Annotated in this window: 25 protein-coding genes and 1 pseudogene; 20 read left to right on the top strand and 6 right to left on the bottom strand. The window is 67.7% G+C overall.

The genetic code is table 11. From position 1 onward, the window contains the following. The first annotated feature begins 101 nt into the window (after nucleotides 1-101). A complete protein-coding gene (locus tag BLS74_RS01950) occupies nucleotides 102-1,460 on the top strand; it encodes an NAD(P)H-dependent oxidoreductase (protein ID WP_093102502.1) in 1,359 nt (452 codons plus the stop codon). Continuing rightward, a complete protein-coding gene (locus tag BLS74_RS01945) occupies nucleotides 1,460-2,740 on the top strand; it encodes an amidase (RefSeq protein ID WP_093102500.1) in 1,281 nt (426 codons plus the stop codon). The genes BLS74_RS01950 and BLS74_RS01945 overlap by 1 nt, the downstream gene beginning before the upstream one ends. Nucleotide 2,741: 1 nt before the next feature. Here BLS74_RS01945 and BLS74_RS01940 read toward each other — a convergent pair whose 3' ends face one another. Beyond that, nucleotides 2,742-4,676 carry a PhoX family protein gene (locus tag BLS74_RS01940; RefSeq protein WP_093102498.1) on the bottom strand — a complete coding sequence of 645 codons (1,935 nt, stop codon included), beginning with the start codon at nucleotides 4,674-4,676 and terminating at the stop codon, nucleotides 2,742-2,744. A 170-nt stretch (nucleotides 4,677-4,846) separates the two neighbouring features. On the opposite strand from BLS74_RS01940, the gene BLS74_RS01935 reads away from it, so the two are divergent. The 9 genes from BLS74_RS01935 to BLS74_RS01895 all read left to right on the top strand — a co-directional run bounded on the left by BLS74_RS01935 (nucleotide 4,847) and on the right by BLS74_RS01895 (nucleotide 14,149). Next, on the top strand, nucleotides 4,847-6,097 hold the full coding sequence (locus tag BLS74_RS01935; protein ID WP_093102496.1) for an MFS transporter: 1,251 nt from the start codon (nucleotides 4,847-4,849) through the stop codon (nucleotides 6,095-6,097). 34 nt (nucleotides 6,098-6,131) lie between these two features. Next, the gene (locus BLS74_RS01930) at nucleotides 6,132-6,488 is read left to right on the top strand and encodes a YciI family protein (RefSeq protein ID WP_093102494.1); all 357 of its coding nucleotides are present in this window, start codon (nucleotides 6,132-6,134) and stop codon (nucleotides 6,486-6,488) included. Beyond that, on the top strand, nucleotides 6,485-7,729 hold the full coding sequence (locus BLS74_RS01925) for an RNA polymerase sigma factor (RefSeq protein ID WP_244503708.1): 1,245 nt from the start codon (nucleotides 6,485-6,487) through the stop codon (nucleotides 7,727-7,729). Before BLS74_RS01930 ends, BLS74_RS01925 begins: the two co-directional genes overlap by 4 nt. Nucleotides 7,730-7,754: 25 nt before the next feature. Next, nucleotides 7,755-10,289: an ABC transporter permease gene (locus tag BLS74_RS01920; protein WP_093102492.1), complete on the top strand. Its 2,535-nt coding sequence runs from the start codon at nucleotides 7,755-7,757 to the stop codon at nucleotides 10,287-10,289. 114 nt (nucleotides 10,290-10,403) lie between these two features. Continuing rightward, complete coding sequence (locus BLS74_RS01915; RefSeq protein WP_093102490.1) at nucleotides 10,404-10,652, top strand: DUF3297 family protein; 249 nt, start codon at nucleotides 10,404-10,406, stop codon at nucleotides 10,650-10,652. Between the two features lie 36 nt (nucleotides 10,653-10,688). After that, a complete protein-coding gene (locus BLS74_RS01910; protein ID WP_093102686.1) occupies nucleotides 10,689-11,153 on the top strand; it encodes a GNAT family N-acetyltransferase in 465 nt (154 codons plus the stop codon). A 54-nt stretch (nucleotides 11,154-11,207) separates the two neighbouring features. Continuing rightward, on the top strand, nucleotides 11,208-11,957 hold the full coding sequence (locus BLS74_RS01905) for an AAA family ATPase (RefSeq protein ID WP_093102684.1): 750 nt from the start codon (nucleotides 11,208-11,210) through the stop codon (nucleotides 11,955-11,957). Nucleotides 11,958-12,229: 272 nt separating this feature from the next. Further along, nucleotides 12,230-13,006, top strand: a complete 777-nt coding sequence (locus BLS74_RS01900) for a CPBP family intramembrane glutamic endopeptidase (protein WP_244503707.1) — start codon at nucleotides 12,230-12,232, stop codon at nucleotides 13,004-13,006. Between the two features lie 102 nt (nucleotides 13,007-13,108). Continuing rightward, nucleotides 13,109-14,149 carry a MerR family transcriptional regulator gene (locus tag BLS74_RS01895; RefSeq protein ID WP_093102486.1) on the top strand — a complete coding sequence of 347 codons (1,041 nt, stop codon included), beginning with the start codon at nucleotides 13,109-13,111 and terminating at the stop codon, nucleotides 14,147-14,149. Between the two features lie 26 nt (nucleotides 14,150-14,175). On the opposite strand, the gene BLS74_RS01890 is transcribed toward BLS74_RS01895, so the two are convergent. Further along, entirely contained in the window at nucleotides 14,176-14,388 is a 213-nt protein-coding gene (locus BLS74_RS01890; RefSeq protein ID WP_093102484.1) for a tautomerase family protein, read from the bottom strand. A 13-nt stretch (nucleotides 14,389-14,401) separates the two neighbouring features. After that, the gene (locus BLS74_RS01885; RefSeq protein WP_093102482.1) at nucleotides 14,402-15,142 is read right to left on the bottom strand and encodes an SDR family NAD(P)-dependent oxidoreductase; all 741 of its coding nucleotides are present in this window, start codon (nucleotides 15,140-15,142) and stop codon (nucleotides 14,402-14,404) included. A 134-nt stretch (nucleotides 15,143-15,276) separates the two neighbouring features. Between BLS74_RS01885 and BLS74_RS01880 the strand changes: the two genes are divergently transcribed. Together BLS74_RS01880 and BLS74_RS01875 are read left to right on the top strand one after the other, a co-directional pair. Then, nucleotides 15,277-16,197 (top strand): LysR family transcriptional regulator, encoded by a 921-nt coding sequence (locus BLS74_RS01880; protein WP_093102480.1) that lies wholly within the window; start codon nucleotides 15,277-15,279, stop codon nucleotides 16,195-16,197. A 33-nt stretch (nucleotides 16,198-16,230) separates the two neighbouring features. Next, nucleotides 16,231-16,563 (top strand): annotated as a pseudogene (locus tag BLS74_RS01875) (DUF2182 domain-containing protein); the annotation flags it as partial. 19 nt (nucleotides 16,564-16,582) lie between these two features. Here the strand turns inward: BLS74_RS01875 and BLS74_RS01870 are convergent. Then, entirely contained in the window at nucleotides 16,583-17,596 is a 1,014-nt protein-coding gene (locus BLS74_RS01870; protein ID WP_093102478.1) for an alpha/beta fold hydrolase, read from the bottom strand. Nucleotides 17,597-17,898: 302 nt separating this feature from the next. On the opposite strand from BLS74_RS01870, the gene BLS74_RS01865 reads away from it, so the two are divergent. Both BLS74_RS01865 and BLS74_RS01860 read left to right on the top strand, forming a co-directional pair. Next, on the top strand, nucleotides 17,899-18,276 hold the full coding sequence (locus BLS74_RS01865) for a hypothetical protein (RefSeq protein ID WP_093102476.1): 378 nt from the start codon (nucleotides 17,899-17,901) through the stop codon (nucleotides 18,274-18,276). Between the two features lie 23 nt (nucleotides 18,277-18,299). Further along, nucleotides 18,300-18,860 carry a thioredoxin family protein gene (locus BLS74_RS01860; RefSeq protein WP_093102474.1) on the top strand — a complete coding sequence of 187 codons (561 nt, stop codon included), beginning with the start codon at nucleotides 18,300-18,302 and terminating at the stop codon, nucleotides 18,858-18,860. 132 nt (nucleotides 18,861-18,992) lie between these two features. On the opposite strand, the gene BLS74_RS01855 is transcribed toward BLS74_RS01860, so the two are convergent. Further along, nucleotides 18,993-19,733: a response regulator gene (locus BLS74_RS01855; RefSeq protein ID WP_093102472.1), complete on the bottom strand. Its 741-nt coding sequence runs from the start codon at nucleotides 19,731-19,733 to the stop codon at nucleotides 18,993-18,995. A 188-nt stretch (nucleotides 19,734-19,921) separates the two neighbouring features. Between BLS74_RS01855 and BLS74_RS01850 the strand changes: the two genes are divergently transcribed. From BLS74_RS01850 to BLS74_RS01830, 5 genes are read left to right on the top strand one after another with little or no spacing between them, the layout of a single operon-like run. After that, complete coding sequence (locus BLS74_RS01850) at nucleotides 19,922-20,341, top strand: organic hydroperoxide resistance protein (protein ID WP_093102470.1); 420 nt, start codon at nucleotides 19,922-19,924, stop codon at nucleotides 20,339-20,341. Between the two features lie 23 nt (nucleotides 20,342-20,364). Further along, nucleotides 20,365-21,681 carry an ATP-binding protein gene (locus BLS74_RS01845; protein WP_093102469.1) on the top strand — a complete coding sequence of 439 codons (1,317 nt, stop codon included), beginning with the start codon at nucleotides 20,365-20,367 and terminating at the stop codon, nucleotides 21,679-21,681. 25 nt (nucleotides 21,682-21,706) lie between these two features. After that, complete coding sequence (locus BLS74_RS01840) at nucleotides 21,707-23,494, top strand: cytochrome c biogenesis protein DipZ (RefSeq protein WP_093102467.1); 1,788 nt, start codon at nucleotides 21,707-21,709, stop codon at nucleotides 23,492-23,494. Between the two features lie 27 nt (nucleotides 23,495-23,521). Further along, complete coding sequence (locus BLS74_RS01835) at nucleotides 23,522-24,592, top strand: PLP-dependent cysteine synthase family protein (RefSeq protein ID WP_093102466.1); 1,071 nt, start codon at nucleotides 23,522-23,524, stop codon at nucleotides 24,590-24,592. Between the two features lie 2 nt (nucleotides 24,593-24,594). Further along, a complete protein-coding gene (locus BLS74_RS01830; RefSeq protein ID WP_093102464.1) occupies nucleotides 24,595-25,638 on the top strand; it encodes a lipocalin-like domain-containing protein in 1,044 nt (347 codons plus the stop codon). A gap of 15 nt (nucleotides 25,639-25,653) precedes the next feature. On the opposite strand, the gene BLS74_RS01825 is transcribed toward BLS74_RS01830, so the two are convergent. After that, nucleotides 25,654-26,592 (bottom strand): SMP-30/gluconolactonase/LRE family protein, encoded by a 939-nt coding sequence (locus BLS74_RS01825; protein WP_093102462.1) that lies wholly within the window; start codon nucleotides 26,590-26,592, stop codon nucleotides 25,654-25,656. Nucleotide 26,593 lies beyond the last annotated feature (1 nt).

Below are 26,593 nucleotides of genomic sequence, written 5' to 3'. Positions count from 1 at the left end.
GGGCTGAGCTCGGCCTGCCCTGAGCCGGTCGAAGGGTCGAAGCCGCAGGCGATCGACGCAGCACTTCGACAAGCTCAGTGCGAACGGTTACTAGGAAGCACATGAGCCTTTACACCCGACTCCAACAACGCGCGGCCGACGGCAAGCCGGTGCGCATCGGCCTGATCGGCGCCGGCAAGTTCGGCTCGATGTACCTGGCGCAGATTCCGCGCACGCCCGGCGTGCAGCTGGTCGCCATCGCCGACCTCTCGCCCGCCGCGGCGCGCGCCAACCTCGAACGCGTCGGCTGGAAGCCCGAGCGCGCGGCCGCCCGCTCGGTGCAGGAAGCGCTGCAAACCGGCAGCACCTGGATCACCGAAGACTGGCAGGCCGTGACGCGCGAGCCTTCGATCGACATCGTGGTCGAGTGCACCGGCAATCCGGTGGCCGCGGTCGACCACTGCCTCGATGCCTTCGCGCACGGCAAGCACGTGGTCAACGTCACGGTCGAGGCCGATGCCTTCTGTGGCCCGCTGCTGGCGCGCCGCGCACAGCAGGCGGGCGTGGTGTATTCGCTCGCCTTCGGCGATCAGCCGGCGCTGATCTGCGACCTGGTCGACTGGGCTCGCACCTGCGGCTTTCCCGTGGTGGCCGCGGGGCGCGGCCACAAGTGGCTGCCGCACTTCAGTGAATCGACGCCCGAGACCGTGTGGGGCAACTACGGTCTCACGCCCGAGCAGGCGCTGCGCGGCGGGCTCAACCCGAAGATGTTCAACAGCTTCCTCGACGGTTCCAAGCCTTCGATCGAAAGCGCTGCGGTGGCCAACGCCACCGGCCTCGGCGTGCCCTCCGACGGCCTGCTCTATCCGCCGGCAAGCGTGGAAGACATTCCCTTCGTCACGCGGCCGAAGAACGAAGGCGGCGTGCTCGAACGCAAGGGCATGGTCGAAGTGGTGTCCTCGCTCGAGGCCGACGGCCGCAAGATCCCCTACGACATCCGCATGGGCGTGTGGGTCACGGTCGAGGCCGAGACCGAGTACATCAAGAACTGCTTCGACGAATACAACGCGCATACCGATCCGAGCGGGCGCTACTTCACGCTCTACAAGCGCTGGCACCTGATCGGGCTGGAGGTCGGCGTCTCGGTCGCGAGCGTGGCGCTGCGCGGCGAGGCGACCGGCGTCGCCAGCTGCTGGAACGCCGACGTGGTGGCCACCGCCAAGCGCGACCTCGCGGCGGGCGAGACGCTCGACGGCGAAGGCGGCTACACCGTGTGGGGCAAGCTGCTGCCGGCCGAACGCTCGACGCGCATCGGCGGCCTGCCGCTGGGCCTCGCGCACAACATCAAGCTGGTGCGCCCGGTGAAGAAGGGTCAGAGCCTCTGCTGGGCCGACGTCGCGATGGACACCACGACCCACGCCTACAAGATCCGCCACGAGATGGAGTCGATGTTCGCGCCGGCGCAAGCCAAGGCCGCCTGATGGGGTTGACCGCAGTCGCCCTGCGCCAGGCCATGGCCGCAGGCACGATGACGGCCGAAGCAGCAGCCCGCGACGCCCTCGAGCGCATCGCCGAACGCGAGCCGCTGATCCATGCCTGGCAGCACCTCGACACCGAGGGCGCCATCGCCGCAGCCCGCGCGCTGGACGCGCGCGGCCGGCCCGGTCTGCTGGGCGGCGTGCCGATCGGCGTCAAGGATCTCATCGCCACCGCCGATATGCCCACGCGCTACGGCTCGCCGATCTACGAGGGCTTCCGCCCCGCGGCCGATGCCGCCTGCGTGGCGCTCGCACGCGCGGCCGGCGCGCTCGTGATGGGCAAGACCGTGACCACCGAGTTCGCCTACTTCTCGCCCGGACCCACGGCCAACCCGCACAACCCGGCCCATACGCCCGGCGGCTCGTCCAGCGGCTCGGCCGCCGCGGTGGCCGACGGCATGGTGCCGATCGCCTTCGGCACGCAGACGGCGGGATCGCTGATTCGCCCCGCCTCCTTCTGCGGCGTGTTCGCGCTCAAGCCGAGCTTCGGCGCGCTGAGCCTCGAAGGCATCAAGCCCTTCTCGCCCTCGCTGGACACCCTGGGCTGGCTGGCGCGCAGCGCCGACGACCTGGAGCTGATGCGCGGTGCGATGAACGGGATGGCCTTCGCGCCGCTGCCAACGCCTGCGCCGCGCGCGCTGCGCCTCGGTGTTTGCCGCACGCACGAATGGCCGGCCATCGATGCCGGCGGCGCCGCGGCCTTCGAGCAGGCGCTGAAGCTGGCCGGTGCGGCCGGCGTCACGCTGGGCGACATCGTCCTGCCCAGCGCATTGGCCGGGCTGGTGGAGGCGCAGAAAACCGTGATGGCCTTCGAGGCCGCGCGCCAGCTCGACACCGAATGGCGCCGGCATCCTGAACAGCTCAGCGCGGCACTCAGCGCATTGCTGCAAGGCGGCCGCGACTGCACCGACGAGACCTACGCACAGGCGCTGGCGCAAGCCACCATCGCCCGCCGCCTGCTACCCGAGCTGATGCGCGATGTCGATGCACTGCTGGTGCCCGCCGCACCCGGCGAGGCGCCGGCGGGCCTGGCCGCCACCGGCGACCCGGTCTTCAACCGCATCTGGACCCTGCTCGGCGCGCCCTGCGTCGCCGTGCCCGGCCTGCTGGGGCCGCAAGGCTTGCCGATCGGCATGCAGCTGGTCGGCCATGCGCAGCGCGAGCGCGAGCTGCTGGCCGTGGCCGGCAGCCTGCACCGCGTCCTGACACAACCAGCCGGCTGACTCAGGTACCGATCACGCCGCCGTCGTTCTTGGTGATGACGACCGTCGCCGAGCGCGGCCGGCCGGCGCCGTCGGGCCACTTCGACACGGCCAGCGGACGCTCCGGATCGCTGCGCTCGTTGGCAGGCTCGCCCGGATGCTGGATGTTGATGAACAACGTCTTGAGATCGGGCGTGGCCGTGAGCCCGGTGACTTCACAGCCCGACGGGCCGACCAGGAAGCGGCGGATCTCGCCCTTGGTGGGATCGCAGGCCAGCATCTGGTTGTTGGACAGGCTGCTGTAGTCGCCCTTGCCCAGCGTCGAGGTCGACGCATCGGTCTGGATCCACAGCACGCCGCGCGCATCGACCATCAGGCCGTCGGGGCTGCCGAAGGTGTCGCCCTTGACGCTGCCCTGCGCTTCCGAGCGGCCCTGCTTCGGGTCTCCGGCCAGCACCAGGTGGTTCCAGGCGAACTTGCTGGCATCGAGATCGCCGCCTTCCTTCCAGCGGATGATCTGGCCCATGGTGTTGTTGGAACGCGGGTTGGCCGCGTCCATGAAGGGCTGGCCGGCGGCGCCGCGGTTGCTGTTGTTGGTCAGCGTGCAGTAGACCTCCTTGGTGATCGGGTCCACCGTGGTCCATTCGGGCCGGTCCATCTTGGTGGCTCCCAGCGCGTCGCTGGCCTGGCGCGACTTGATCAGCACGTCGCCCTGGTTCGCAAAGCCCTTGTCGGCGGTCAACGGCCCCTGGCCTTGCACCAGCGGCAGCCATTCGCCGGTGCCGTCGACGTCGAAGCGCGCGACGTACAGCGTGCCGTGGTCCAGCAGCTCGCGGTTGGCCGCGAAGCCGCCGGGCTTGACGCGGTCGCGGCTGACGAACTTGTAGATGTATTCGAAGCGCGAGTCCTCGCCCATGTAGACCACCGCGCGGCCGTCGGCCGTCAGCGCTGTGGCCGCGCCTTCGTGCGCGGCGCGGCCGAGCGCGCTGCGCTTGACGGGCGTGGAGCTCGGGTCCTGCGGATCGATCTCGACCACCCAGCCGTAGCGGTTGGATTCATTCGGATGCCGCGCGACGTTGAAGCGCTGTTCGTGCTCGTGCCAGCGGTACTTGGAGCCGTTGCCCTTGCGGATGCCCCAGCGGCGCTGGTGCGCGTCGGGATTGTCGACGCCCTCGAAGTAGTCGGCGAAGTTCTCTTCGCAGGTCAGATAGGTGCCCCAGGGCGTCTGGCCGTTGGCGCAGTTGTTGTAGGTGCCCAGCACGCGCGTGCCGCTCGGATCGGCGGCGGTTCTGAGCATCGGGTGGCCGGCGGCCGGGCCGGTGATGGTCATCGGCGTCAGGGCGGTGATGCGGCGCGCGAACTTCGAAGGCATCACCTGCTTCCACGCGCTGCCCTCGCGCTGGATCTCGATCACCGAGACGCCGTGCGCGTGCATGGATTTGCGCACCTTCTCTGCCGTCCAGGTCTTCATGCCGTCGGCGTGCAGCAGGCCGTCGTCCACGTACTCGTGGTTCATCACCAGCAGGCCGCGCTGCGAGGAGCCCTCGACGGGGAAGAAGGCCATGCCGTCGTGGTGCATGCCGGCCTGCAGCGCCTGCTCGGCCGCGCTGTTCGAGCCGTCGGGCTTGAAGGCCGGCATCTGGCCGGCGATCCCCACCGGGTCGCCCCAGCGGTACAGCACCTGCGCGGTGTAGCCCTCGGGCACCGCAACGCGATCGATGGCAGCCATCGGCACGCTCTTGAAGCCGATACCGCGGCCGAGGGCAGCCGGGTTGCCGGCGCCGCCGGTCGCGGCGCAGCCGGCCAGCGTGCCGAGCGTGAACGGTGCGAACAAGCCGCTGGCTGCTGCCGCCAGGCCGCCGCGCACGAAGATGCGGCGTGCCGGGTCGGAGACCTCGTGAATAGTGGGATTGGCACTCCGGTTGGAGTCCTCCATGCGGTCGAAGTCTTTGGCCATTGTTTTGCTGTGGTGTGGGTAACCGGCCGATGCTCCGCGCTTCGCATGAAAACTCTGTGACGAGCGCAGGACGCGAGGGCTTCGGAGGCTCGCATTCACAGGTCCGCATACGGCCAGCGTCGAAGCGGCCTACGGTCGATGATCGCGACTTCATTTCTTGCAGGAAGCGCATGGATCCGAAACTCCCCCGCCCCTTCGTCAAGCTGGCCTGGTCCAACCTGGCAGCCCAGTCGGCCGAGCAGCTGAGCCTGGCCGCCGTGCCGCTGGTGGCGGTGCTCGCGCTTGGCGCCGGCCCGGGCGAGATCGGCATGCTGGCCACGGTGCAGACCCTGCCCTTCCTGCTGCTGTCGATCCCCCTGGGCCTGATCGCCGACAGGACCTCGCGGCAGCGCCTGATGCTGTGGGCGGAAGCGCTGCGGGCGCTGGCCTTGCTGGGCCTGCTCGCGGTCGTGGCGACGGCCCGCCCGTCGATCGAATGGCTGGCGCTCCTCGGCTTCATTGGCGCCGTCGGCACCGTGGGCTTCAACATCGCGGCGCCGGCGTTGGTGCCGGCGCTCGTCCCGCGCGAAGCGCTGGCCCGCGCCAACGGGCGGCTCGAACTCGCGCGCAGCGCCGCCTTCGCCGCCGGGCCGGCGCTGGCCGGCGCGCTGGTGGCGTGGCTCGGCGCGCCTGCGGCTTTCGTGCTGGCCGCGATGTTGTCGGTATCGGCCGTCGTGCTGCTGCTGCGCATTGCCGAGCCGCAGCGCACACGCCCGAGTGCACGCCATCCGCTGCTCGAACTGCAGGATGGAGCGCGCCTCGTGTGGCGGCACGAGCTGCTGCGGCCCATCCTGCTGACGGCCGCGGCCTGGAACACCTCTTGGTTCGTGCTCCAGGCTGCCTACGTGCCCTATGCGGTGCGCACGCTGGGACTGGGCGCCGGCGCGGTCGGCCTTAGCCTGGGCATCTGCGGCGCCGGCATGGTGACCGGCGCGCTGCTGGCTTCGCGCATGGTCGGCGCGATGCCGCTGGGCCGGGCGATCCAGTTCGGGCCTGTGTCTTCGGTGCTCGCGGCGCTGCTGATGACGGCCACGCTGGTGGTGCCCAGCGGCGCGCTCGCGGCGATCTCGCTGTTCCTGTTCGGCGTGGGGCCGATCGTCTGGGTCATCACATCCACCACCTTGCGGCAGACGGTGACACCCAACGCGATGCTGGGCCGGGTCTCGGCCGTGTTCCTCACGGTCAATGCCGGCGCCCGTCCGGTCGGCGCGGCCCTGGGCGGCATCGTCGGCGCGACGTGGGGCGAGCCGGCCTGCCTGCTGCTGGCCCTGGCGGGCTTCGTGCTGCAGGCCTGGCTGATCCTTCGCTCGCCGGTTCGGGCACTGCGGCAATTGCCGACACCGGCTGTCGAAATGCCCGCTTGCCAGCCGTCATTGGGTTGAGCGATCCTGCTCGATGTTCCTTTTCGGAGTTCCCATGCAATACATGCTGTTGTTCTATCAACCCCAATCCGAGTTCGACCAGCGCGACGATGCCGCCGCGCAGGCCCACCGCGCCAGCTGGATGGACTATGTGGGCGCGGTGCGCCAGTCGGGCATCGTGCAGAACGGCCACGGCCTGCATCCGCCGATGACCGGCACCACGCTGCGCGTGCGCAGCGACAAGCGGCAAGTGCAGGACGGCCCCTTTGCCGACACCAAGGAACAGCTCGGCGGCTACTTCGTGATCGAGGTGCCGGACCTCGACGCCGCGCTCGAGTGGGCCGCGCGCGCGCCCTGTGCCACCACGGGCGGCGTCGAGGTGCGCCCGGTATTCACCGCACCCGAGATGTGACGGGGTCTGCTGCAATCCACGCAGCGCACGAGGCCGCCGAGAAGGCCGCGCGCCAGTCCTACGGCCGGCTGGTCGCGATCCTCTCGGCGCGCACGCGCGACATCGCCGCGTCGGAAGATGCGCTGGCCGATGCCTTCGCGCGCGCGCTCGAGCGCTGGCCGCAGGAAGGCATTCCCGATCAGCCCGAGGCCTGGCTGCTCAGCGTGGCGCGCAACCGCACGCTCGATGCATGGCGCCACAGCCGCGTGCAGGACGAGGCCACGCAGACCCTGCTTCTGCTGGCCGACGAGTTCACAGCCGACACCGCCGGCGGCGAGGCCGTGCCGGACGAGCGGCTGCGCCTCTTCTTCGTGTGCGCGCACCCGGCGATCGATGCCGCGGCGCGCGCGCCGCTGATGCTGCAGACCGTGCTCGGGCTCGACGCGGCGCGCATGGCGGGCGCCTTCCTGGTCGCACCGTCCACGCTCGGCCAGCGCCTGGTGCGGGCCAAGGCGCGCGTTCGCGCGGCCGGCATTCCTTTCGAATTTCCGCAAACCCGCGATCTTCCGCACCGGCTGCAGGACGTGCTCGATGGCATCTACGCGGCCTATGGCACCGGCTGGGACGACGTCGACGGCGCCGACGCTGCGCAACGCGGCCTCACCGGCGAAGCCATCGACCTGTGCCGCATCCTGTGCGGCCTGATGCCCGATGAGCCCGAGCCGCTGGGCCTGCTCGCGCTGATGCTGTTCTGCGAGAGCCGTGCCGCCGCCCGGCGCGGCGCGGCCGGCGACTATGTGCCGCTCGACTTGCAGGACACCGCGCGCTGGAACCATGCGATGCGCGAAGAGGCCGAACGAGTGCTGCAGCACGCCGCGGCTCTGAAGTCGCTCGGCGCCTACCAGATGGAAGCCGCGATCCAGTCAGCCCACTGCGCGCGCCGGCTGGGTGCGCAGGTTCCGCCCGATGCGCTGGTTGCGCTCTATGACGGGCTGCTCGCATGGCGCCCGAGCATCGGGGCCCGCGTGAGCCGCGCCTGCGCGGTGGCGATCGCCGAAGGATCGGCCGCGGGCCTGCAGGCGCTCGATGCCATCGCCATCGCAGAAGTCGCGAGCTATCAGCCCTACTGGGCCGCGCGCGCCCACCTGCTCGGCGGCACCGGCGAGCCCGCCGCAGCCCGCGAGGCCTATGCGCGCGCGGCCGGCCTCAGCACCAGCCCGGCGGTGCGCGCCTACCTGGCCGTGCAAGCCGAACGGCTTTGAGCGAGCGCGCAGAATCGCCAGCTCCATGCGAGCGCTTCTTCGTACCTTCTCCTGGCAGGAACTCCGCCACCATCCCTGGCGCAATGCGGCCGCGGTGCTGGCAGTGATGCTCGGCGTGGCGCTGGCCTTCTCGGTGCAGCTCATCAACGCATCGGCGCTCGACGAGTTCGCGAGCGCCGTGCGCTCGGTCAACGGCCAGCCGGACCTGGAACTGCGCGCCGCGCAAGGCGGCTTCGACGAGGCCGTGTTCGCGCGCGTGGCGCAGCATCCGCAGGTGACGCTCGCCAGCCCGGTGCTGGAATCGCAGGCGGTGGCGCTCGTCGCGGGCAGCGAGCGCCGCATCGCGCTACGCGTGATCGGCGTCGATGCACTGGTGCTGCCCACGATCGCGCCTGCGCTGATGCCGCAGCCGGCGAAGGACGCTGACCGCTTTGCGCTGTTCGCGCCGGACACGCTGTTCCTCAATGCCGCCGCGCGCACCGCGCTCGGCGAAGCCGCCGCCACGGTGCAGCTGCGCATCGGCACGCAGCAACACGCACTGCGCGTGGCCGGCCAGGTGGCGGCCGGCGGCAGCGCGCTGGCGGTGATGGACATCGGCGCGGCGCAGGATCTCTTCGGCCGCGGAGGCCAGCTCACGCGCATCGACCTGCGGCTCGCGCCCGGCATCGACCGCGCGGCTTTCATCCGTTCGCTGCAGGAGTCGCCGGGCTGGCCCGCAAGCATCCAGATCGCCGAACCGGGCGATGCGGCCGAGCGCGTGAGCAATCTCTCGCGCGCCTACCGCGTGAACCTCACGGTGCTCGCGCTGGTGGCCTTGTTCACCGGCGCCTTCCTGGTGTTCTCGGTGCTGGCCTTGAGCGTCGCCAAGCGCGCGCAACAGTTCGCATTGCTCGGCGTGTTGGGCCTCACGCCGCGCGAGCGGCTGCGGCTGGTGCTCGCCGAATCGCTGGTGCTGGGCCTCTTCGGCAGCGTCGCCGGCATCGCGCTCGGCACCGCGCTCGCCGCCGTCGCGCTGCGGGTGCTGGGCGGCGACCTTGGCGGCGGCTACTTCGACGGCGTTGCGCCGACCCTGCGCTGGAGCTCGGGCACGGCGCTGCTTTATGGCGGCCTCGGCGTGCTCGCCGCGGGGGTCGGCGGCTGGTGGCCCGCGCGTGCGGCCCAGGCGCTGCCCGAAGCGCAGACGCTCAAGGGCCTGGGCGCCGCGCCCGCGCAGGGCGGCGCATACAAGCTGGCCCTGCTGCTGATCGCGGCCGGTGCGGCGCTGGCAACGGCGCCGGCGGTTTTCGGCATCCCGATCGCGGCGTATCTCTCGGTGGGCTTCCTGCTGGTCGGCGGCATCGCCGCCCTGCCCTGGCTGATTGCCTTGCTCTACGGCCGGCTCGCACCGCTCGCCGCGCACCGCGTGTTGCCGATGCTCGCGATCGAGCGCGCGCGGCGCATGCGCGGCACGGCGGCGGTGGCCGTCAGCGGCGTGGTCGCGAGCCTGAGCCTCGCGGTCGCGCTCACCGTGATGGTCGCGAGCTTTCGCGAGTCGGTGACGCGCTGGCTCGACGTGGTGCTGCCGGCCGATCTCTATGTGCGCAGCGCCACCGCCGGCAGTTCCAGCCAAAGCGAGCAGGCCGCCTTCACGCCGGCCTTCGTGCAGGCGCTCGCGCAACTGCCCGGCGTGGCGCGCACCGGCACGCTGCGCACGCGGGCTCTGCTGCTCGATCCGGCGCGGCCGGCTGTCACGCTGATCTCGCGCAGCCTGGACGATGAGGCGTCGCGTTCGCTGCCGCTCCTGGGTGCAGCACTTCCGGTACCCGCGGGCCGGGTGGGCATCTACGTGAGCGAGGCGATGGTCGAGCTCTACGGCGCGAAGCCGGGCACGGAGTTCGAAGCGCTCAACAAGGCCTTCGGCGGCGGCAAGCGCTTCTTCGTCGCCGGCGTGTGGCGCGACTACGTGCGGCAGTTCGGCGCCATCACCATGGATGCGCGCGACTTCGAGCGCCTGACCGGCGACCGCAGCGTGAGCGACATCTCGCTGTGGCTTGCGCCGGGTGCGTCGGAAGCGCAGGTGCAGCAAGCGGTGCGCGAGGCCGCCGCCGCCGAGCCGATCGAGATCGCCTCCGTCGGCCAGCTGCGCGCGACCTCGCTGCGCATCTTCGACCGCAGCTTCGCCGTCACCTACTGGCTGCAGGCGGTGGCAATCGGCATCGGCCTGTTCGGCATCGCGGCCAGCTTCAGCGCGCAGGTGCTGGCGCGGCGCAAGGAGTTCGGGCTGCTCGCGCATCTGGGCTTCACGCGCACCCAGGTGCTCGCGGTGGTGGCCGGCGAAGGTGCGGCCTGGACCGCCATCGGCGCCCTCGCCGGCCTGGCGCTCGGGCTCGCGGTGTCGGTGGTGCTGGTGCACGTGGTCAATCCGCAGAGCTTCCACTGGACCATGGACCTGCTGGTGCCGTGGGCGCGCCTGGCCGCGCTGTGCGCCGCGGTGGTGGTGGCCGGCACCGTCACCGCCTGGCTGGCTGGGCGCGCAGCGGCCGCGCGCGATGCGGTGCTGGCGGTCAAGGAAGACTGGTGAGGGCATGGCGCCGGCGGTGCGGCCAAACGCGGCCATATCATCACGCACCGTCATCGGTCTTGGTCTCGCCGTGAAGTCGGCTGCGGGCCGGTGTCGAACGAGGAACCCACATCCATGACCGAAGCCACGCCAACCCCACCTCTTCCCGATCATCTATCCATCGATCCGCGCAGCCCCCATCACGTCGCTGCCGTCTTCGAGCACGACATCGGCATCCGATTCAACGACAAGGAGCGCGCCGATGTGGAGGAGTACTGCATCAGCGAAGGCTGGATCAAGGTGCCCGCAGGCAAGACGCTGGATCGCAAGGGCAAACCGCTGCTGATCAAGCTGAAGGGCAAGGTCGAGGCGTTCTACCGATAGAGCGAACATCGGCAGTCATGGCACGATTCGATGACGATGATTGAGATCAAAGCTGCCGAGCTGCCGCGCGACCTGGACACGGTGCGCGTCCTCTTTCGCGAGTACGCCGAAAGCTTGGGCATCGACCTGGAATTCCAGGGCTTCGAAGCTGAAGTGGCCGCATTGCCCGGCAAGTACGAGCCGCCTGCCGGCCGCATATTGCTTGCATGGAGAGGTACGGACGCGCTCGGGTGCATCGCGCTTCGCCCCATCGACGCCAGCACGGGCGAGATGAAGCGCCTTTACGTCCGGCCCCAGGCACGCGGCGAGCAGCTCGGGCGACGACTCACGGAACGCGTCTGTCAGGAGGCGCGTGAAGCAGGGTACGCCCGCATCTGTCTCGATACGCTGCCCACAATGGGCGCCGCTCAAGGCCTCTACCAGTCGCTAGGGTTCAGATCGATCGAGCCCTACGTCTTCAACCCGATTCCAGGCACCAAGTTTCTGGCGCTGGATCTGTAGGGCGGTCTCGCTCGACGCAAGGCAGTTTTCCCTACGCTCGCGCGCTTGGATTTCATGATCTCAACCCAGTACGTCAGTCGCGTCGCCCTGCTGCGCAACAAGGTCGAGTCGTTCGAGCGGTACCCGTTCTGCCTGCCGGCGATTCGCTCCTTCGAACACATCGACCTTCATCCGAAGGTCACGTTCTTCGTGGGGGAGAACGGGTCCGGCAAGTCGACGCTCCTCGAAGCCATTGCAGTCTCGCTGGGCTTCAATGCCGAGGGCGGCAGCAAGAACTTCCGCTTCGGAACCCGGCAATCGCATTCGGAGCTGCACGAATACCTTCGCGTTGCCAAGGGCATCAAACGGCCTCGCGACGGGTTCTTCCTGCGGGCAGAAAGCTTCTTCAACGTCGCCACCGAGATCGAGAATCTCGATGCCGAGCCCTCGTTCGGACCACCTGCCATCGACTCCTACGGCGGCCGCTCGTTGCATGAACAGTCACATGGCGAATCCTTCATGGCGCTCATGATGGAACGCTTCGGCGGGCAAGGCATCTACATCCTCGACGAACCGGAGGCCGCTCTCTCGCCCCAACGGCAGCTTGCCGTGTTGTCGCGCATGCATGACCTCGTCCTGGACGCGTCCCAGTTCATCATCGCGACTCACTCGCCGATCCTCATGGCCTATCCCGATGCATGCATCTATCAATGCAGCAAGGAAGGAGTTGCGAAGGTTGCCTATGAGGACACCGAGCATTTCCAGGTCACCCGCGACTTCCTCGCCAACCCGGAGCGCATGCTTCGCATTCTTTTGGAACGTTAGTTCATCGAAGCTGTTGAGACAGAGTCAGCGGACGGCCAATATGCGCGCCTCAGGGTGAGCGAAACATTTCGTATCATCTCTGCCTCCTGGGTAAGCCCCGGGTCAAGCAACAACAGGAAGCGCATCGAGATGAAGTTTTGGGGTTCCGGCATCGAGCTGGCTTTACTTGCGTCGAGAAATGGCAATGTGCCTGCTGCCGCTCGGCATCTCACGAGTACCGCCTGATGCGAAATGGGTTGGAGCCATTTCCGACGGCCTACCAAGCATTTCTCTTGTACTTGGCGCTGGTGCTTTGCGAGGTCGTTGTCTCATCTGCGCTTCGCGACGCCAATGGAATGCTTGGGCTATCGCTGGAGCAGCACCAGGCCTTGACGGTGCTCCTTGGCAACGGGTGTGTCTTTGCCCTCGTGATGCACTTCCGGAACATCACCTATCGCAGCTTGTTTCACGACTCTCCGTCGTCGGCGAAGGCGACGCTGGCGCTGATAGTCCCGCCGGTGCTGCTGCTCGTGCCCGCGCTGCTGCTGTTCATGGGATACGTGCAGGAACTCCTGGTTCGCATTGCGCCGCTTTCTGCTTGGGAAGAGCAGTTCTTTCAACGCGTTGGCACCAACGACATCGCCACGGTGCTGGCGGTTTGCGTGCTTGCGCCGGTGCTTGAAGAGATGCTTTTTCGGGGAATCGTGCTGAGAGGCTTTCTCGAACGGTACTCGCGCTCAACGGCAATCTTCGGATCGGCCGTGCTCTTCGGGGCCGTTCATCTGAACATGTACCAGTTCCTGGTCGGTCTCGTCGCTGGAACAATTCTGGGCTGGCTCTATGAGCGGACCCGGTCTCTCATCCCGTGCATCGCGCTTCATGGCGCGTACAACAGTGGAACCATCGTGCTGACTGGCTTGGCGCAAAGCACGAACGGCGAGCTGTCCATTGAAGCTATTCTTTCGATGTGGACCGCGTCTCTGGCGGCCGCCGCTTGTGGTGCTATTGCGTTGCGGCGCATGCTCACGAATCGCAGTGGCCAGCAATTGCCCGAGCAGCGCAGCCCTTAGGCGCAAGCCCTGCACGCGTCAGACCTGGCCCGTCAGGCCAACTGTTGACCCGACCCCAGGGGCACCCTTTAGAAAGGGAAGATCAATCGAAAGGAACGTTTCATGCGATCTCCCGCCCAGTATCTGAGTCCGTCCGAAGCCGCGAGGCGGCTCGGCGTTTCGGCCAAGGCTCTACGGCTCTATGAGCAGCGCGGCCTGGTGGACCCTGGCCGAACCACGGCGGGATGGCGCGCCTATGGTCAAGGGGAGATGACTCGCGCTGCCGAAATCGTCGCTCTTCGCGCGCTCGGCTTCAGTCTTGCCCAAGTGGGACGGGTGCTGGAAGGCAATTCCCAAGGCCTGGAGCAAGCATTGGCCGCTCACCAAACAGCGCTGGAAGTGCAACTTCGTCAACTTGCACACACTGTCGAGAAGGTCCGTGGCTTGCGAAGCAACGTTGCGCAAGGTCAGACTCCGACCATTGGCGAACTGGCGGGCTTGCTGGCGCCCGTCTCGGAGGTCCGCGTCGCATTCGACCTGCCGTGGCCTTGGGGTGGGGAGCGATTCGAACTTCGCGAGATCCGGCCTCTGAACTACATCATCGGTCCGCTCGGCAGCGGCAAGACCCGACTGGCGCAATGCCTCGCCAAAGCGCTGCCCAACGCCGCCTTGCTTGGCCTGGAGAGACTTGCAGATGGCGGTGCAGCAGCAAAATCACGGCTGAACGGCGCGCCCCATTTGAGGTCTCGGCTCGATCAGGCCCTGGCCTGGCTTGCAGAGGATGGCGCTACGCCGTCGGATGCCTTGGTTGCATTGCTCGCTGGGCTAGAAGCAGACGGGCCGGACGCCCTGGTCGTGGACATGATCGAACAAGGGTTAGACCAAGCCACCCAAGAGGCTCTGATTGCCCGGCTGCGCCGCCGTGGATCCGGCGCGCGGCCGATCTTCATGCTCACTCGCTCCTGCGCAATCCTCGACTTGTCTGCTGTCGGTCCGGACGAAGCAATCATCCTCTGCCCCGCGAACCACAGTCCACCGACTCAGGTCGCCCCATATCCCGGCGCTCCAGGCTATGAGGCTGTCGCCACCTGTCTGGCTTCGCCTGAAGTACGGGCCAGAACAGCAGGGCTTATCGCGTGGCGACAACCGACCCGCAATCGCTGAACCTGGGCATCTTCTTTCCGACGCCGCTATTTCGCTTTCGCCTCTTCGCGGCGCCGCGCGGTCACGGATCGACCCCCATGACCCCAGTTGTCGGTGTCGATTTCGTCGATCACGACGAAGGTCAGTTCCGGCGGCTTCTTCAGCACCTGCTCCAGCAGGTCGGTCACACCGGCGATGAGCTGCTCCTTGTGCTCTGCGGTCACGCCTTCGCGAGTCACTTGAATGTTGACGTAGGGCATGGCTGGCCTCCCCTCACCACTTGCCTGTGCTCATACCGCCATCCACCGGCAGGACGACGCCCGTGGTGAAGGATGCATCGCTCAGGTACAGGACCGCGTCCACGATGTCCGCCGGCGCGCCGATCCGGCCTGCCGGCTGCAGCGTGTTCAGGAAGGCGTGCATGTCCGGCGTGTAGAGCGGCGTGTCGATGATCCCGGGTGCGACGGCATTTACCTGGATGTTGTGCGGCGCGAGTTCGAGCGCCAGCGCCCGGGTCGCGTCGTTGAGACCGCCCTTGACCAGGACCGGCAGCAGCGCGGGCACGCTGGCATTCGGCTGCAAGGCGAGGCTGGCCGTGATGTTGACGATATGGCCCTGCTTGCGCGGCGTCATGTGGCGCACCGCTTCCTGCGAGACGTAGAAGAAGCCCTTGAGGTTGGTGCCGACCAGCGCATCGACATCCGCGGCCGTGTACTCGGCGAAGGCTTTCGGGGTGAAGATGCCCGCGTTGTTGACCAGCACGTCGACATGGCCGAAACGTGCGACCGCTTCGGCAAAGATCCGCTTGGCAGTCGCCGGATCGGCGACGTCCCCGGCAACCGCGAGGAACTGGTCTGGAAAGTCCTGCGCGAGATCAGCGGCCTGCAGTCGCTCGAGCGTGCGCGCGTTCCCGACGACGTTGTCGCCGCGGCGCAGGAAGGCTCGCGCGATGGCAAGGCCGATGCCGCTGGAGGCACCTGTGACGATCACGGTTTGAGGCGAGCGTTGGGTCATTTCGTTTCTCCTGGTAAGGGCGTCCACTGCTTGAGGCGGCACCTGGGTTTGAAAACATGGGTCAATGGTATTGATGCACCTGGGGTGAATAAAGACATAGACTGTCACTTCATTAGTTACTCGATGGAACAAGCATGAGCCGCCAATTCGACGATCTGATGCTCGGCAGCCTGGAACTGTTCTGTCTCGCCGCCGAGTTGGAAAGCTTCACCGCCGCGGCCCTGGCCGCCGGCCTCGGCCCCGCCGCCGTGAGCCGCTCGATTGCACGGCTCGAGGCACGGCTGGGTGTTCGCCTGTTCGTGCGCACCACCCGCCAGATTCATCTGACCGACGGGGGCCGCGCCTACTACGAACAGTGCCGCCAGGCGCTGAGCCTGATGCGCGATGCCGAGAGCCAGCTCACCGGCGAGCAGCAGGCCCCGGCTGGCGTGCTGCGTCTCAGCATCGCCTCACCTTATGGCCACTACCGCGTGCTGCCGTTGCTGCCGCGCTTTAGCGAGCGCTTTCCAAAGGTGCGGATCGAGCTTCACCTGAGCAACCGCAATATCGACTTCACCGGCGAAGGCTTCGACCTCGCGATTCGGGGACGCGCGCCGCCGGACTCCGGCCTCATCGCGCGCAAGCTCGAAGACGCCGAGTTGGTGCTGGTGGCCGCGCCCTCCTACCTGGCTCGCGCGGGCAGGCCGGATTCGCTCGAGGCGCTGGCGGCGCACGAGTGCATCCAGTTCGTGCTGCCCAGCACCGGACAACCGGTGCCCTGGCTCTTCAGGCGCGACGGACAGGACATCGAACTCGAGACGCCGCCCAGCTACCGCTGCGCCGACGACTACATGGGCATGGTGACCTTGGCGCGCCATGGCGCCGGGCTCTTGCAGACCTACCGCTACATCGTGCAGGAGGACCTTCGCCGTGGCGGCCTCCAGGAGCTGCTGCCCGAAGCCGGAGGCCGCTCTCGCCCCTTCTCGCTGATCTATCCCGATCGCCGTCACACGCCGCTGCGGGTCCGGGCCTTCATCGACTTTCTGATCGCTGAATTGCGACTCCCTACGCCCTGAACACCGAGAAGTTCTTCCGTATCTCCGTCAGCAGCCATCGCCGGCGTCTACCAGTTCTCGCGCCTCAAGCGCATGTGTCTTTCGCGCTGTGGAACGCCGCTGGGCTTCTTGCTCGGAGAATGGCGCCCTGGCGTGTATGGTGCTTTCGTCATGGGGGCGCGGCACGGGCTGTTCTGCGTGGGCTGTTGTTGGGCGCTGATGGCCTTGCTGTTCGTCGGCGGGGTCATGAACCTCGCCTGGGTCGCCGCGCTTTCGATCGCCGTCGCGCTCGAGAAATTGCTGCCTCGCGGGGACCGTCTGGCTGCAGCGCTCGGCATGGTGCTGATCGCCCTGGGTGGCATCAATCTGATGGCAGGCTCTGGCTAGGAAATCGCCGGCGCCTGCCTCAGCCGCGCGCAGACGCGAGCGTCCAGACGGCATCGGCAAAGGCCTGCGGCGCCTCCTGCGGCACGTTGTGGCCCGCGTTCACGATCCGGTGCGATCGCGGGCCCGTGAACTTCGAGGCATAGGCCTTGCCGTCGGTGGCCGGCACGACGCCGTCGGAGTCGCCGTCCATGGTGATGGTGGGAACGCTGATCGAAGGCAGCGCGGCAAGCCGCTTCTCCAGCTCGGCGTACTGCGGAAAGCCGTCCGCGAGGCTCAGGCGCCAGCGGTAGTTGTGGATCACGATCTGCACGTAGTCCGGGTTGTCGAAGGACGCGGCCGTGCGTTCGAAGGTGGCGTCGTCGTACTTCCACTTCGGCGAGTTCGTCGTCCACAGGATGCGTGCGATGTCGCGCCGGTTCGCCTCGAGGCCCGCACGGCCGCGCTCGGTGGCGAAGTAGTACTGGTACCACCAGCCGTGCTCCGCCTTTGCCGGCAGGGGCAGCTTGTTGCCCGGAAGGTTGGTCATGATGTAGCCGTTGACCGAAAGAAGCCCGAGGCAGCGCTCCGGCCAGAGCGCCGAGATGATGCAGGCCGTGCGCGCGCCCCAGTCGTAGCCGACCATCACGGCACGGTCGATCTTCAAGGCATCCAGCAATGCGATCTGGTCCAGTGCCACGGCGGCCTGCTGGGCGGAGCGCGGGTTCGCGCTGTCGAGGAAGCGGGTGCTGCCGTGTCCGCGCAGGTGCGGCACGATCACGCGGCATCCGCGCGCGGCCAGCAGGGGCGCAACATCGACATAGCTGTGGATGTCATAGGGATAGCCGTGCAGCAGCAGCACCGGGATGCCGTCGGCAGGCCCGGTTTCGTAATAGCCGACATCCAGCTCGCCGGCCCGGATCTGCCTGATCGGTTCGAGCTTCGGCAGCTTGATCGCAGCGTTGGCGACACCCATGAATGCCAGTTCTGCAGCTGCGACGCTCGCGACGGCACTCCCCAGAAAAATGCGGCGTTGACGATTGATTGCTTCGGGCATGTGCGTTCCTTTGAATGCAGTGATTGGCGTTGGCTCCATTGGATTCGCGACATGTATGCGTGATGTGTCACGCCGAGTGCGATCTTGTATGTGCGCGTACCTCGGCGCCTGTAGATACACAGGCATACAAGAGTCGATGCAAACAGCGCAGACTCGGCCTTGAACACCCGACTGCGAAACGTAATGTGTGGATTTCTCGCGCTGATACAGAGGCATACGCGATGTGCGCCGGCGAGGACGAACGTGACCAAGAATCCGTTCGCTTCCAAGCAAGCCTCATCACTCACCCGAAGGAAATCACCATGAAGAAGTTCTCCCGCATCGCCATCGCCGCCTCGTTCGCCGTGCTTGCCGTCACGCAGGCCTATGCCGAGGAATACCACGGCGTCCTGCAGTTCCAGTCGACGCAGAGCCGCAGCGAGGTCCGCGCACAGGCGGTGGCAGCGGCGCACGCCGCGAACCCGTATTCGGATGCAGCTTCTTCCGTCGTGGCTGCCGCGCCGACAGCGCCGCGCGACCGCGCCGCGGTGCTGGCCGAAGCGCGCGCACGCGCACACGCCCCCAACCAGAACCTGCGCATCGAAGCCTTCGCGGGCAGCCGCGTGCCCGCCTACTACGACATCGACAGGGCTTCCTCGACGCGCCTGACGCGGGTCGAAGGCGGCACCACGCTGCGCTGAATCCGAAATCGAAAGTCATCGCCATGAACATCCGATCCATCGCACTTCCGCTCGCCGTGGCCGCCGCCGTCTCGGTGGCCGCGCTCACCTTCGCTGCGCCTCCGATCGGCGGCGACACCGCTGCCGGCGGGACCCGGTCGGCACCGGAGTTCCAGAAGATCGACACCTGGCTCAACTCCCAGCCGCTGAAGATGGAAGAGTTGCGCGGCAAGGTGGTCCTCATCGACTTCTGGACCTACACCTGCATCAACTGCCTGAACCACCTGCCCTACGTCAAGGAGTGGCACGAGAAGTACAAGGACCAGGGCCTGGTCGTGGTGGGCGTGCACACGCCGGAGTTCGCATTCGAGAAATCCACCAAGAACGTCCAGGACGCCATCAAGAAACTGCAGATCAAGCACGCGGTCGCGCAGGACAACAGCTACGCGACCTGGAAGGCCTTCAACAACCAGTACTGGCCTGCCGTCTACCTGATCGACAAAGAGGGAAAGATCGTCTACTCGCACTTCGGCGAGGGACGCTACGGCGAAACGGAGAAGAAGATCCAGGCGCTTCTTGCAGAGCAGCGGCCCGCGGGCTCGTGAGATGAAGATCTGGCTTGCCCTGCTCTTCCTGGCGGGCGGCATCTCGCACGAGATCCGCAATCCGACGAGTTGCCATTGCATCACGGCCCGTCAACGCACGGGGCCGGAAAGGCGAGCCCGCACCTGGCCGCCTCAGTCGAGCGCTTCCACCGCCGATGCGAACACGTAGCCTTCGCTGCGCACGGTCTTGATGTAGCGCGGCTCGCGCGCGTCGTCGCGCAGCCGCTGGCGCAGCCGGCTCACGAGCAGGTCGATCGAGCGCTCGAAGAGGTCCGCCTCCCGGCCTTGCGTCAGGCTCAGCAGCTGGTCGCGGCTCAGCACCTTCTGAGGGTGATCGAGAAAGATGCGCAGCAGCCGGTACTCGGCGCCGCTCAGCGCGACCATCGTGCCGCTCGCATCGAGCAGGTGCCGCGCGGTGGTGTCCACCTGCCATTCACCGAAGGCCAGCTTCTGGGCCGCCTCCGTCGAGCGCATGTTGGGAGGCAGCATCCGGGTGCGGCGCATCACGGCGCGAATGCGCGCGAGCAGTTCCCGGGCGGAGAAGGGCTTGGCCAGGTAATCGTCGGCGCCCATCTCGAGGCCGAGGATCCGGTCGGCCTCTTCGCTGCGCGCCGTCAGCATCAGGATGGGGATTGCCTTGTACTTGCCCGTGCGCAGGTCGCGGCACAGCGTCAGCCCGTCCTCGCCCGGCAACATCAGATCGAGAATGATCAGGTCGAAGGGGCCCGATTCCTCCAGCGCGGCGCGCATGTGCCGGCCAGTGGGCACGGCGACCACCCGCAGGCCATTCTTGACCAGGTAGGTGGTGAGCAGTTCGCGGATCTCGCGGTCGTCGTCGACGATGAGGATGTGGTCGGAAGTCTTGGGAGTCATGGCAGTGTGGCTTCGAACGCAGGTGTTGCAAGCGCAATGTAGTCCGCGCCCGCGCCGAGGTCGACGATTGTGAAATTTACTGTTGAGAAAGACGGTCCGGATACACAGGAATACGAAGCTCGCTTCCTTCCGGAGGATCCGCACCAACAATCGTGCCGTCAGTTCTTCAACCAACCAAGGAATCCACCATGACACGCATCGAGAAAGTCATCTACACCGGCAAGACCCGCACCTCTTCGGGCGGTCGCAACGGCGAATCCCGCAGTTCCGATGGCCGCCTGGACATCAAGCTCTCGTCTCCCGGCACCGTGGGCAGCGGCACCAATCCCGAGCAACTGTTCGCCGCCGGCTGGTCGGCCTGTTTCATCGGCGCGATCGGGATCGCTGCGGCCGGGATGAAGGTCAAGCTCCCGGCCGACCTCGCCGTCGACGCCGAAGTCGACCTGGGCACCACGGACGGCGCCTACTTCCTGCAGGCACGACTCAACGTCAGCATGCCCGGTGTGGAGCGCGAAGTCGCCCAAGCCCTCGTCGATGCCGCACACCAGACCTGCCCGTATTCCAAAGCCACGCGGGGCAACATCGGCGTCGAGATCAACCTGGTCTGAGCGGCGGGGTCTATAACCCATCCATGCCCACCATGCGCCGGCTGATCCCCCGCTCGCTGTTCTCCCGCGTAACGCTGATCATCGTCGTGGGCCTCGCGATCGCGCAGTTGCTGACCTTCGCAGCGATCCGCTACGAGCGCAGCATGGCGCTGCGCGAGCTGATGATGAGCGGCATCGAGCGCGACATCGCGAGTTCGATCGCCATCCTGGATCGCCTGCCCGCCGCGGAGCGCGCGAGCTGGCTGGGCCGGCTGGAGCGGCGCAACTACCGTTTCATGCTGGACGGCAGCGTCACGGGCCCCGCGCCCGCGACGCCGCTGGTGCAGGAGTTCGCCGCCGCCATCGTCAACGCGCTGCATCCGTTCGAGGTCGTGAAGGTGGCACAGGTCGCCGAACCGACCGAAGGCCTTCGGATCCAGGTGAAGCTGGCGGACGGCAGCCCGGTGATCGTCGATGCAAGACGGGTAGGCATGCCGGTGTCGAACTGGGTCATGTGGCTGCTGGCGATCCAGCTCGTGGTGCTGGCCGTCTGCGCCTGGTTCGCGGTGCGGCTGGTCACACGGCCGCTGGCGCGGCTCGCCGCGGCGGCGGACGATCTCGGGCCCGACCTGAAGGCCCGGACGCTCGGCGAAGAAGGCCCCACCGAAGTGGCGCACGCGGCACGCGCCTTCAATGCGATGCAGCGGCGCATCGCCGGCTACATGGCCGAGCGCGTGGAGATCCTGGCGGCGATCTCGCACGATCTGCAGACGCCGATCACTCGGATGCGGCTGCGCACCGAGTTGATGGACAACGAGAAGGATCAGCTCAAATTCCGGCAGGACCTCGATGCCATGAACGCGCTGGTGAGAGAAGGCGTCACCTATGCGCGCACGCTGCATGGCGCGACGGAACCCCCCTTGCGCATCGATGCCGATGCGCTGCTCGAAAGCATGGTCGCCGACTACGAGGATTCGGGCCAGGCCGTGCAGCTGGAGGGACGCATCGACGCGCCGATCGTGACGCGCCCCAATGCCCTGCGCCGGATCCTCGTGAACCTGATCGACAACGCATTGAAGTTCGGCAGCGACGTGCGCGTGCGGGTGCATGCCGAGGCGGACCGGCTGGTCGTCGCGGTGCTCGACAACGGACCGGGCATCCCGCCCGACGAGCTGGAGGCCGTGCTCAAGCCCTTCTACCGGGTCGAAAGCTCGCGCAACCGAAGCACCGGCGGCACGGGCCTGGGACTCGCCATCGCGCACCAGCTCGCGATGGCGATGGGCGCGGAGCTCAGCCTGCACAACCGCAGCGAAGGCGGGCTCGAAGCCCGCGTGACCCTGTTCAAACCCGGCGCGGCCTGACCGCAGCACCTCATCGAGAAACATCATGTTCGTTCTGATCGTGGCCTACCTGGGCGGCGTGCTCACCATCCTGAGCCCGTGCATCCTGCCGGTGCTCCCTTTCGTGTTCGCGCGCGCCGACCGGCCGTTCCGATCGCACGGCCTGCCCCTTCTCTTCGGCATGGCGCTGGCCTTTGCCGCCATCGCCACGCTGGCCGCGGTGGGCGGCGGCTGGGTGGTCGAGCTCAACGAGTACGGGCGCTACGCCGCGATCGCGCTGCTTGCGGTGTTCGGCGTCACGCTGCTGTTCCCGACCGTGGCCGACCGTCTGAGCAGGCCGCTCGTCGCGCTCGGCATCCGGCTGTCCGACTCCCAGGCGGATGGGACTTCCGCGCGGCCTTCCGTTTTTTCGCCGCTCCTGCTGGGCGTGGGCACGGGCCTGCTCTGGGCGCCCTGCGCGGGTCCGATCCTCGGCTTGATCCTGACAGGCGCAGCACTCAATGGCGCCAGCGTCGGCACCTCGCTGTTGCTTTTGGCCTATGCGGCCGGCGCGTGCACCTCGCTGGCGGCAGCGCTGCTGTTCGGCGGGCGCGTGTTCGCGGCCTTGAAGGGATCGCTCCACACGGGCGAGTGGATCCGGCGTGGCGCCGGTGCGGCAGTTCTGGTGGGTGTCACCGCCATCGCACTGGGCCTGGACACTGGCTTGCTCACCCGGCTCTCGGTCGGCACCACGTCGGCACTGGAGCAGGCGCTCGTCGAGAAGATCGAGCGCCAGAAGCCGCAGCCCGCCGATACGAGCCTCCGTCCCGAGGAGACCGGGCTGATCCCGACGGCAGCCGCCCGCGAACCGGCACCCGCGCGAACGCTCGGAATCGAGGGCGTCTTTCCTTCACTGGCTGGCGCGACCGAGTGGATCAACTCCGCCCCGCTGACGACCGAAGACCTGCGCGGCAAGGTGGTGCTGGTCGACTTCTGGACCTACTCGTGCATCAACTGCCTGCGCACCCTGCCCTACCTTCGCGCATGGTCGGAGAAGTACAAGGATGCGGGCCTGGTGGTCATCGGCGTGCATGCGCCCGAGTTCGCGTTCGAGAAGCGCCCGGGCAACGTGCGCCGGGCGGCGAAGGACCTTCGCATCGACTTTCCGGTCGCCATCGACAACGACTTCGCCATCTGGCGCGGCTTCGACAACCAGGCCTGGCCCGCCTTTTATTTCATCGATGCAGAGGGGCGCATCCGCCATCACCAGTTCGGAGAGAACCGGTACGAGAAATTGGAACGAATCATCCAGCAACTGCTGGCCGAGGCTGGGCGAAGCCATGTTCCGGCCGGGCTGGTCGCGCCGCAGGGCGAAGGCGTCCAGGCCGCGCCGGGCGCTTCACCCGCGTTGTCCGGAGAAACCTATCTGGGCTACGAACGCACGCACGGCTTCGCTTCGCCGGGAGGCATCGCGAATGATCGCGCGAACGCCTACCAGGCCGCCGCTTCGCTGCGAACGAACCATTGGGCGCTCTCCGGCGACTGGACGGTGGGACGCGAGCGCGTAGTCGCGAACCGCGCCAACGGCCGCATCGCCTTGCGCTTCCATGCGCGCGACCTGCACCTGGTGCTCGGTCCCTCGGCCGACGGCAAACCGGTGCGCTTCAAGGTGCTGGTGGACGGCAAGCCGCCGCTCACGGACCACGGCTTCGACATCGACGCCCAGGGCAACGGAACGATCGACGGGCAGCGGCTCTACCAGCTCGTCCGCCAGGCGTCGCCCGGCAACGACCGCCTGTTTGAGATCGAATTCCTCGACGCCGGCGCGCAGGCCTACGCGTTCACCTTCGGTTGAGCGCACAGGGCTTGTAGACTCGTCGGCGTGACCCATGCCTCCCCTCCCGACAGCCTCTGGCTCGGCAGCGCGATCCGCCGCATCGAGGCCGACTACCAGCGCAGCGCCGACACGCACCTGATCCCCCTGCCGCTGCCGGCCTTCGCCGCGCACGGCATCGACCTCTACCTCAAGGACGAATCGACGCACCCGACCGGCAGCCTCAAGCACCGGCTGGCGCGTTCGCTCTTCCTTTACGCGCTGTGCAACGGTTGGATCGGCGAGCGCACCACGGTCGTCGAGGCCTCGAGCGGGTCGACCGCGGTGAGCGAGGCCTACTTCGCACGACTGCTGGGTCTGCCCTTCATCGCCGTGATGCCGAAGAGCACCTCGCCCGAGAAGATCGCACAGATCGCCTTCTACGGCGGCCAGTGCCATTTCGTCGACCACGCGGCCGAGGTCTACGACGAAGCCCGAACGCTTGCCGAGCGCGCGGGCGGCCACTACATGGACCAGTTCACCTACGCCGAACGCGCGACGGACTGGCGCGGCAACAACAACATCGCCGAGAGCATGTTCCAGCAGATGGCGCACGAGCGGCACCCGGTGCCGGCCTGGATCGTGGTCGGCGCCGGCACCGGCGGCACCAGCGCGACCATCGGGCGCTATGTGCGCTACCGCTGCCACGACACGCAGGTCTGCGTGGCCGATCCCGAGGGCTCGGTGTTCGCGGCCTACCACCGCACCGGCGACGCGACGCTGACGGCGCCGGGCTCGCGCATCGAGGGCATCGGACGGCCGCGCGTGGAAGCCAGCTTCATCCCTTCGCTGGTGGACCGCATGATCGAGGTGCCGAACACCGACTCGATCGCCGCGATGCGCGCGCTCTCGGCGCTGCTGGGCCGCAAGGTCGGCCCGTCGACCGGCACCAACTTCATCGGCATGCTGGCGCTGGCCGGCGAGATGCGCGCGGCGAGGCGGCAAGGCTCGATCCTGTCGCTCTTGTGCGATGCGGGCGAGCGCTACCTGCCGAGCTACCACGATGCGGCGTGGGTGGCGAATGCCTTCGGCGATTGCAGCGCGGCGCAGCAGCGCGTCAACGCACTGCTGGCGAGTTGAGCATGCTGTCGCGCCGTACAGTGCTTCTGTCGGCACTCGCGGCGCCGGCGGCATGGGCGCTGCCGCCGCGCATGCTGCAGTTTCCACGGGACTTCGGCAGCCATTCGGATCTGCGCACCGAGTGGTGGTACATCACCGGCCATGCGCAGGCCGGGGCACGCGACTTCGGCTTCCAGCTCACCTTCTTCCGCTCGCGGGTCGTTGCGACGCAGGCGATGCGCTCGGACTTCGCGGCGCGTCAGCTGATCTTTGCGCATGCGGCACTCACCGATCTTGAAGGCCGCAAGCTCTGGCACGACGAGCGCATCGCGCGTGCGGGCTTCGGCGTGGCGTCGGCCGCCGAAGAGGGCACCGACGTCCGGCTGCGCAACTGGACGCTGAAGCGCGATGCCGAGGGCTACACGGCCAAGTTGCCGGCCGAGGGCTTCGGGCTCGACCTGCGTTTTTCGGCCACCCAGCCGGTGCTGCTGCAAGGCAAGGACGGCCTCTCGCGCAAGGGCCCCGATGCCGAGCAGGCCAGCTACTACTACAGCGAGCCGCAGCTCGCGACGCAGGGCCGCCTCACCTTGCAAGGCCGCGGCTTCGACGTACAGGGCAAGGCATGGCTCGATCACGAGTGGAGCGAAGCCTACCTGCATCCCGATGCGGCCGGCTGGGACTGGATCGGCATGAACCTCGACGACGGCGGCGCACTGATGGCCTTTCGCATACGCCGGCGCGACGGCACAGCCCTGTGGTTCGGCGGGTCGCTGCGCAGCGCCGACGGAACGCTGCGCGTGTTCGGCCACGACGAACTGCGCTTCGACGCCGAAAGCACCTGGACCAGCCCGCGCACGCGCGCGGCCTACCCGACCCGATGGCGCATCCAGACGCCGGCCGGCGTCTTCAGGGTGCAGGCACTGCTCGACGATCAGGAGCTCGACAGCCGGGGTTCGACCGGCGCCGTCTACTGGGAAGGCCTGAGCGATCTGCAGGACGACGGCGGGCGGCGCGTCGGCCGCGGCTATCTGGAGATGACCGGCTACGCGCAGGCCCTTCGCATGTGAGGCATGTGAGGCGCCTCAACCGCCGCGCGCACCCTGCGTGTTGACGTAGAGCGCATAGAGCGACTGGCTCGCCGCCATGAAGAGCCGGTTGCGCGCGATGCCGCCGAAGCACAGGTTGGCGCAGCGCTCGGGCAATGCGATGCGGCCGATCGGCGTGGCGTCGGGCGCGAACACCATCACGCCGTCGCGGCCCTCGCCGGTGCCCCAGCCGGCCCACAGGTTGCCGTCGACGTCGCAGCGGAAGCCATCGGGCGAGCCCTCCATCTCGGTCTGCAGGAACACGCGGTCGTTCTGGAGCCGGCGGCCGTCATCGCTCAAGTCGAACACGCGGATGCGGCGCGGCAAGGTGCCCGACTCCACCACATAGAGCCGGCGCTCGTCGGGCGAGAAGCACAGGCCGTTGGGCCGGTTGACGTCGCCGCAAACTACCGTGGCCTCGCCGGTGCGGCCGTCGACGCGGTAGACGTTGGTGGGCAGCTCGGCCTCGGCCGCATGGCCTTCGTAGTGGCCGAGGATGCCGAAGGGCGGATCGGTGAACCAGATCGAATCGTCCGACTTGACGACGATGTCGTTGGGCGAATTGAGCCGCTTGCCCTCGAAGCGGTCGACGATCACGGTGATGCTGCCGTCGTACTCGGTGCGCGTCACGCGCCGCGTGCCGTGCTCGCAGCTGACGAGTCGCCCCTGGCGATCGCGCGTGTGGCCGTTGGCGAAGTTCGAGGGCTTGCGGAACGCGCTGACCGCACCGGTCTCCTCGTCCCAGCGCATCACGCGGTTGTTGGGAATGTCGCTCCACAGCAGGTAGCGGCCGTCGCCGAACCACACCGGTCCTTCGGCCCAGCGGAAGCCGGTCGCCAGCCGCTCGACGGCGGCGCTGGTGATGCGGTACTTCGCGAAGCGCGGGTCGAGGATTTCGACGGCGGGGTCGGGGTAACGTTCAGCGGGCTGCCACATG

Source organism: Variovorax sp. CF079, from assembly GCF_900101545.1.
Lineage (GTDB): Bacteria > Pseudomonadota > Gammaproteobacteria > Burkholderiales > Burkholderiaceae_C > Variovorax.
The sequence above is the reverse complement of the archived record's forward strand: the minus strand, read 5'-3'. Positions and strand labels throughout refer to the sequence as shown.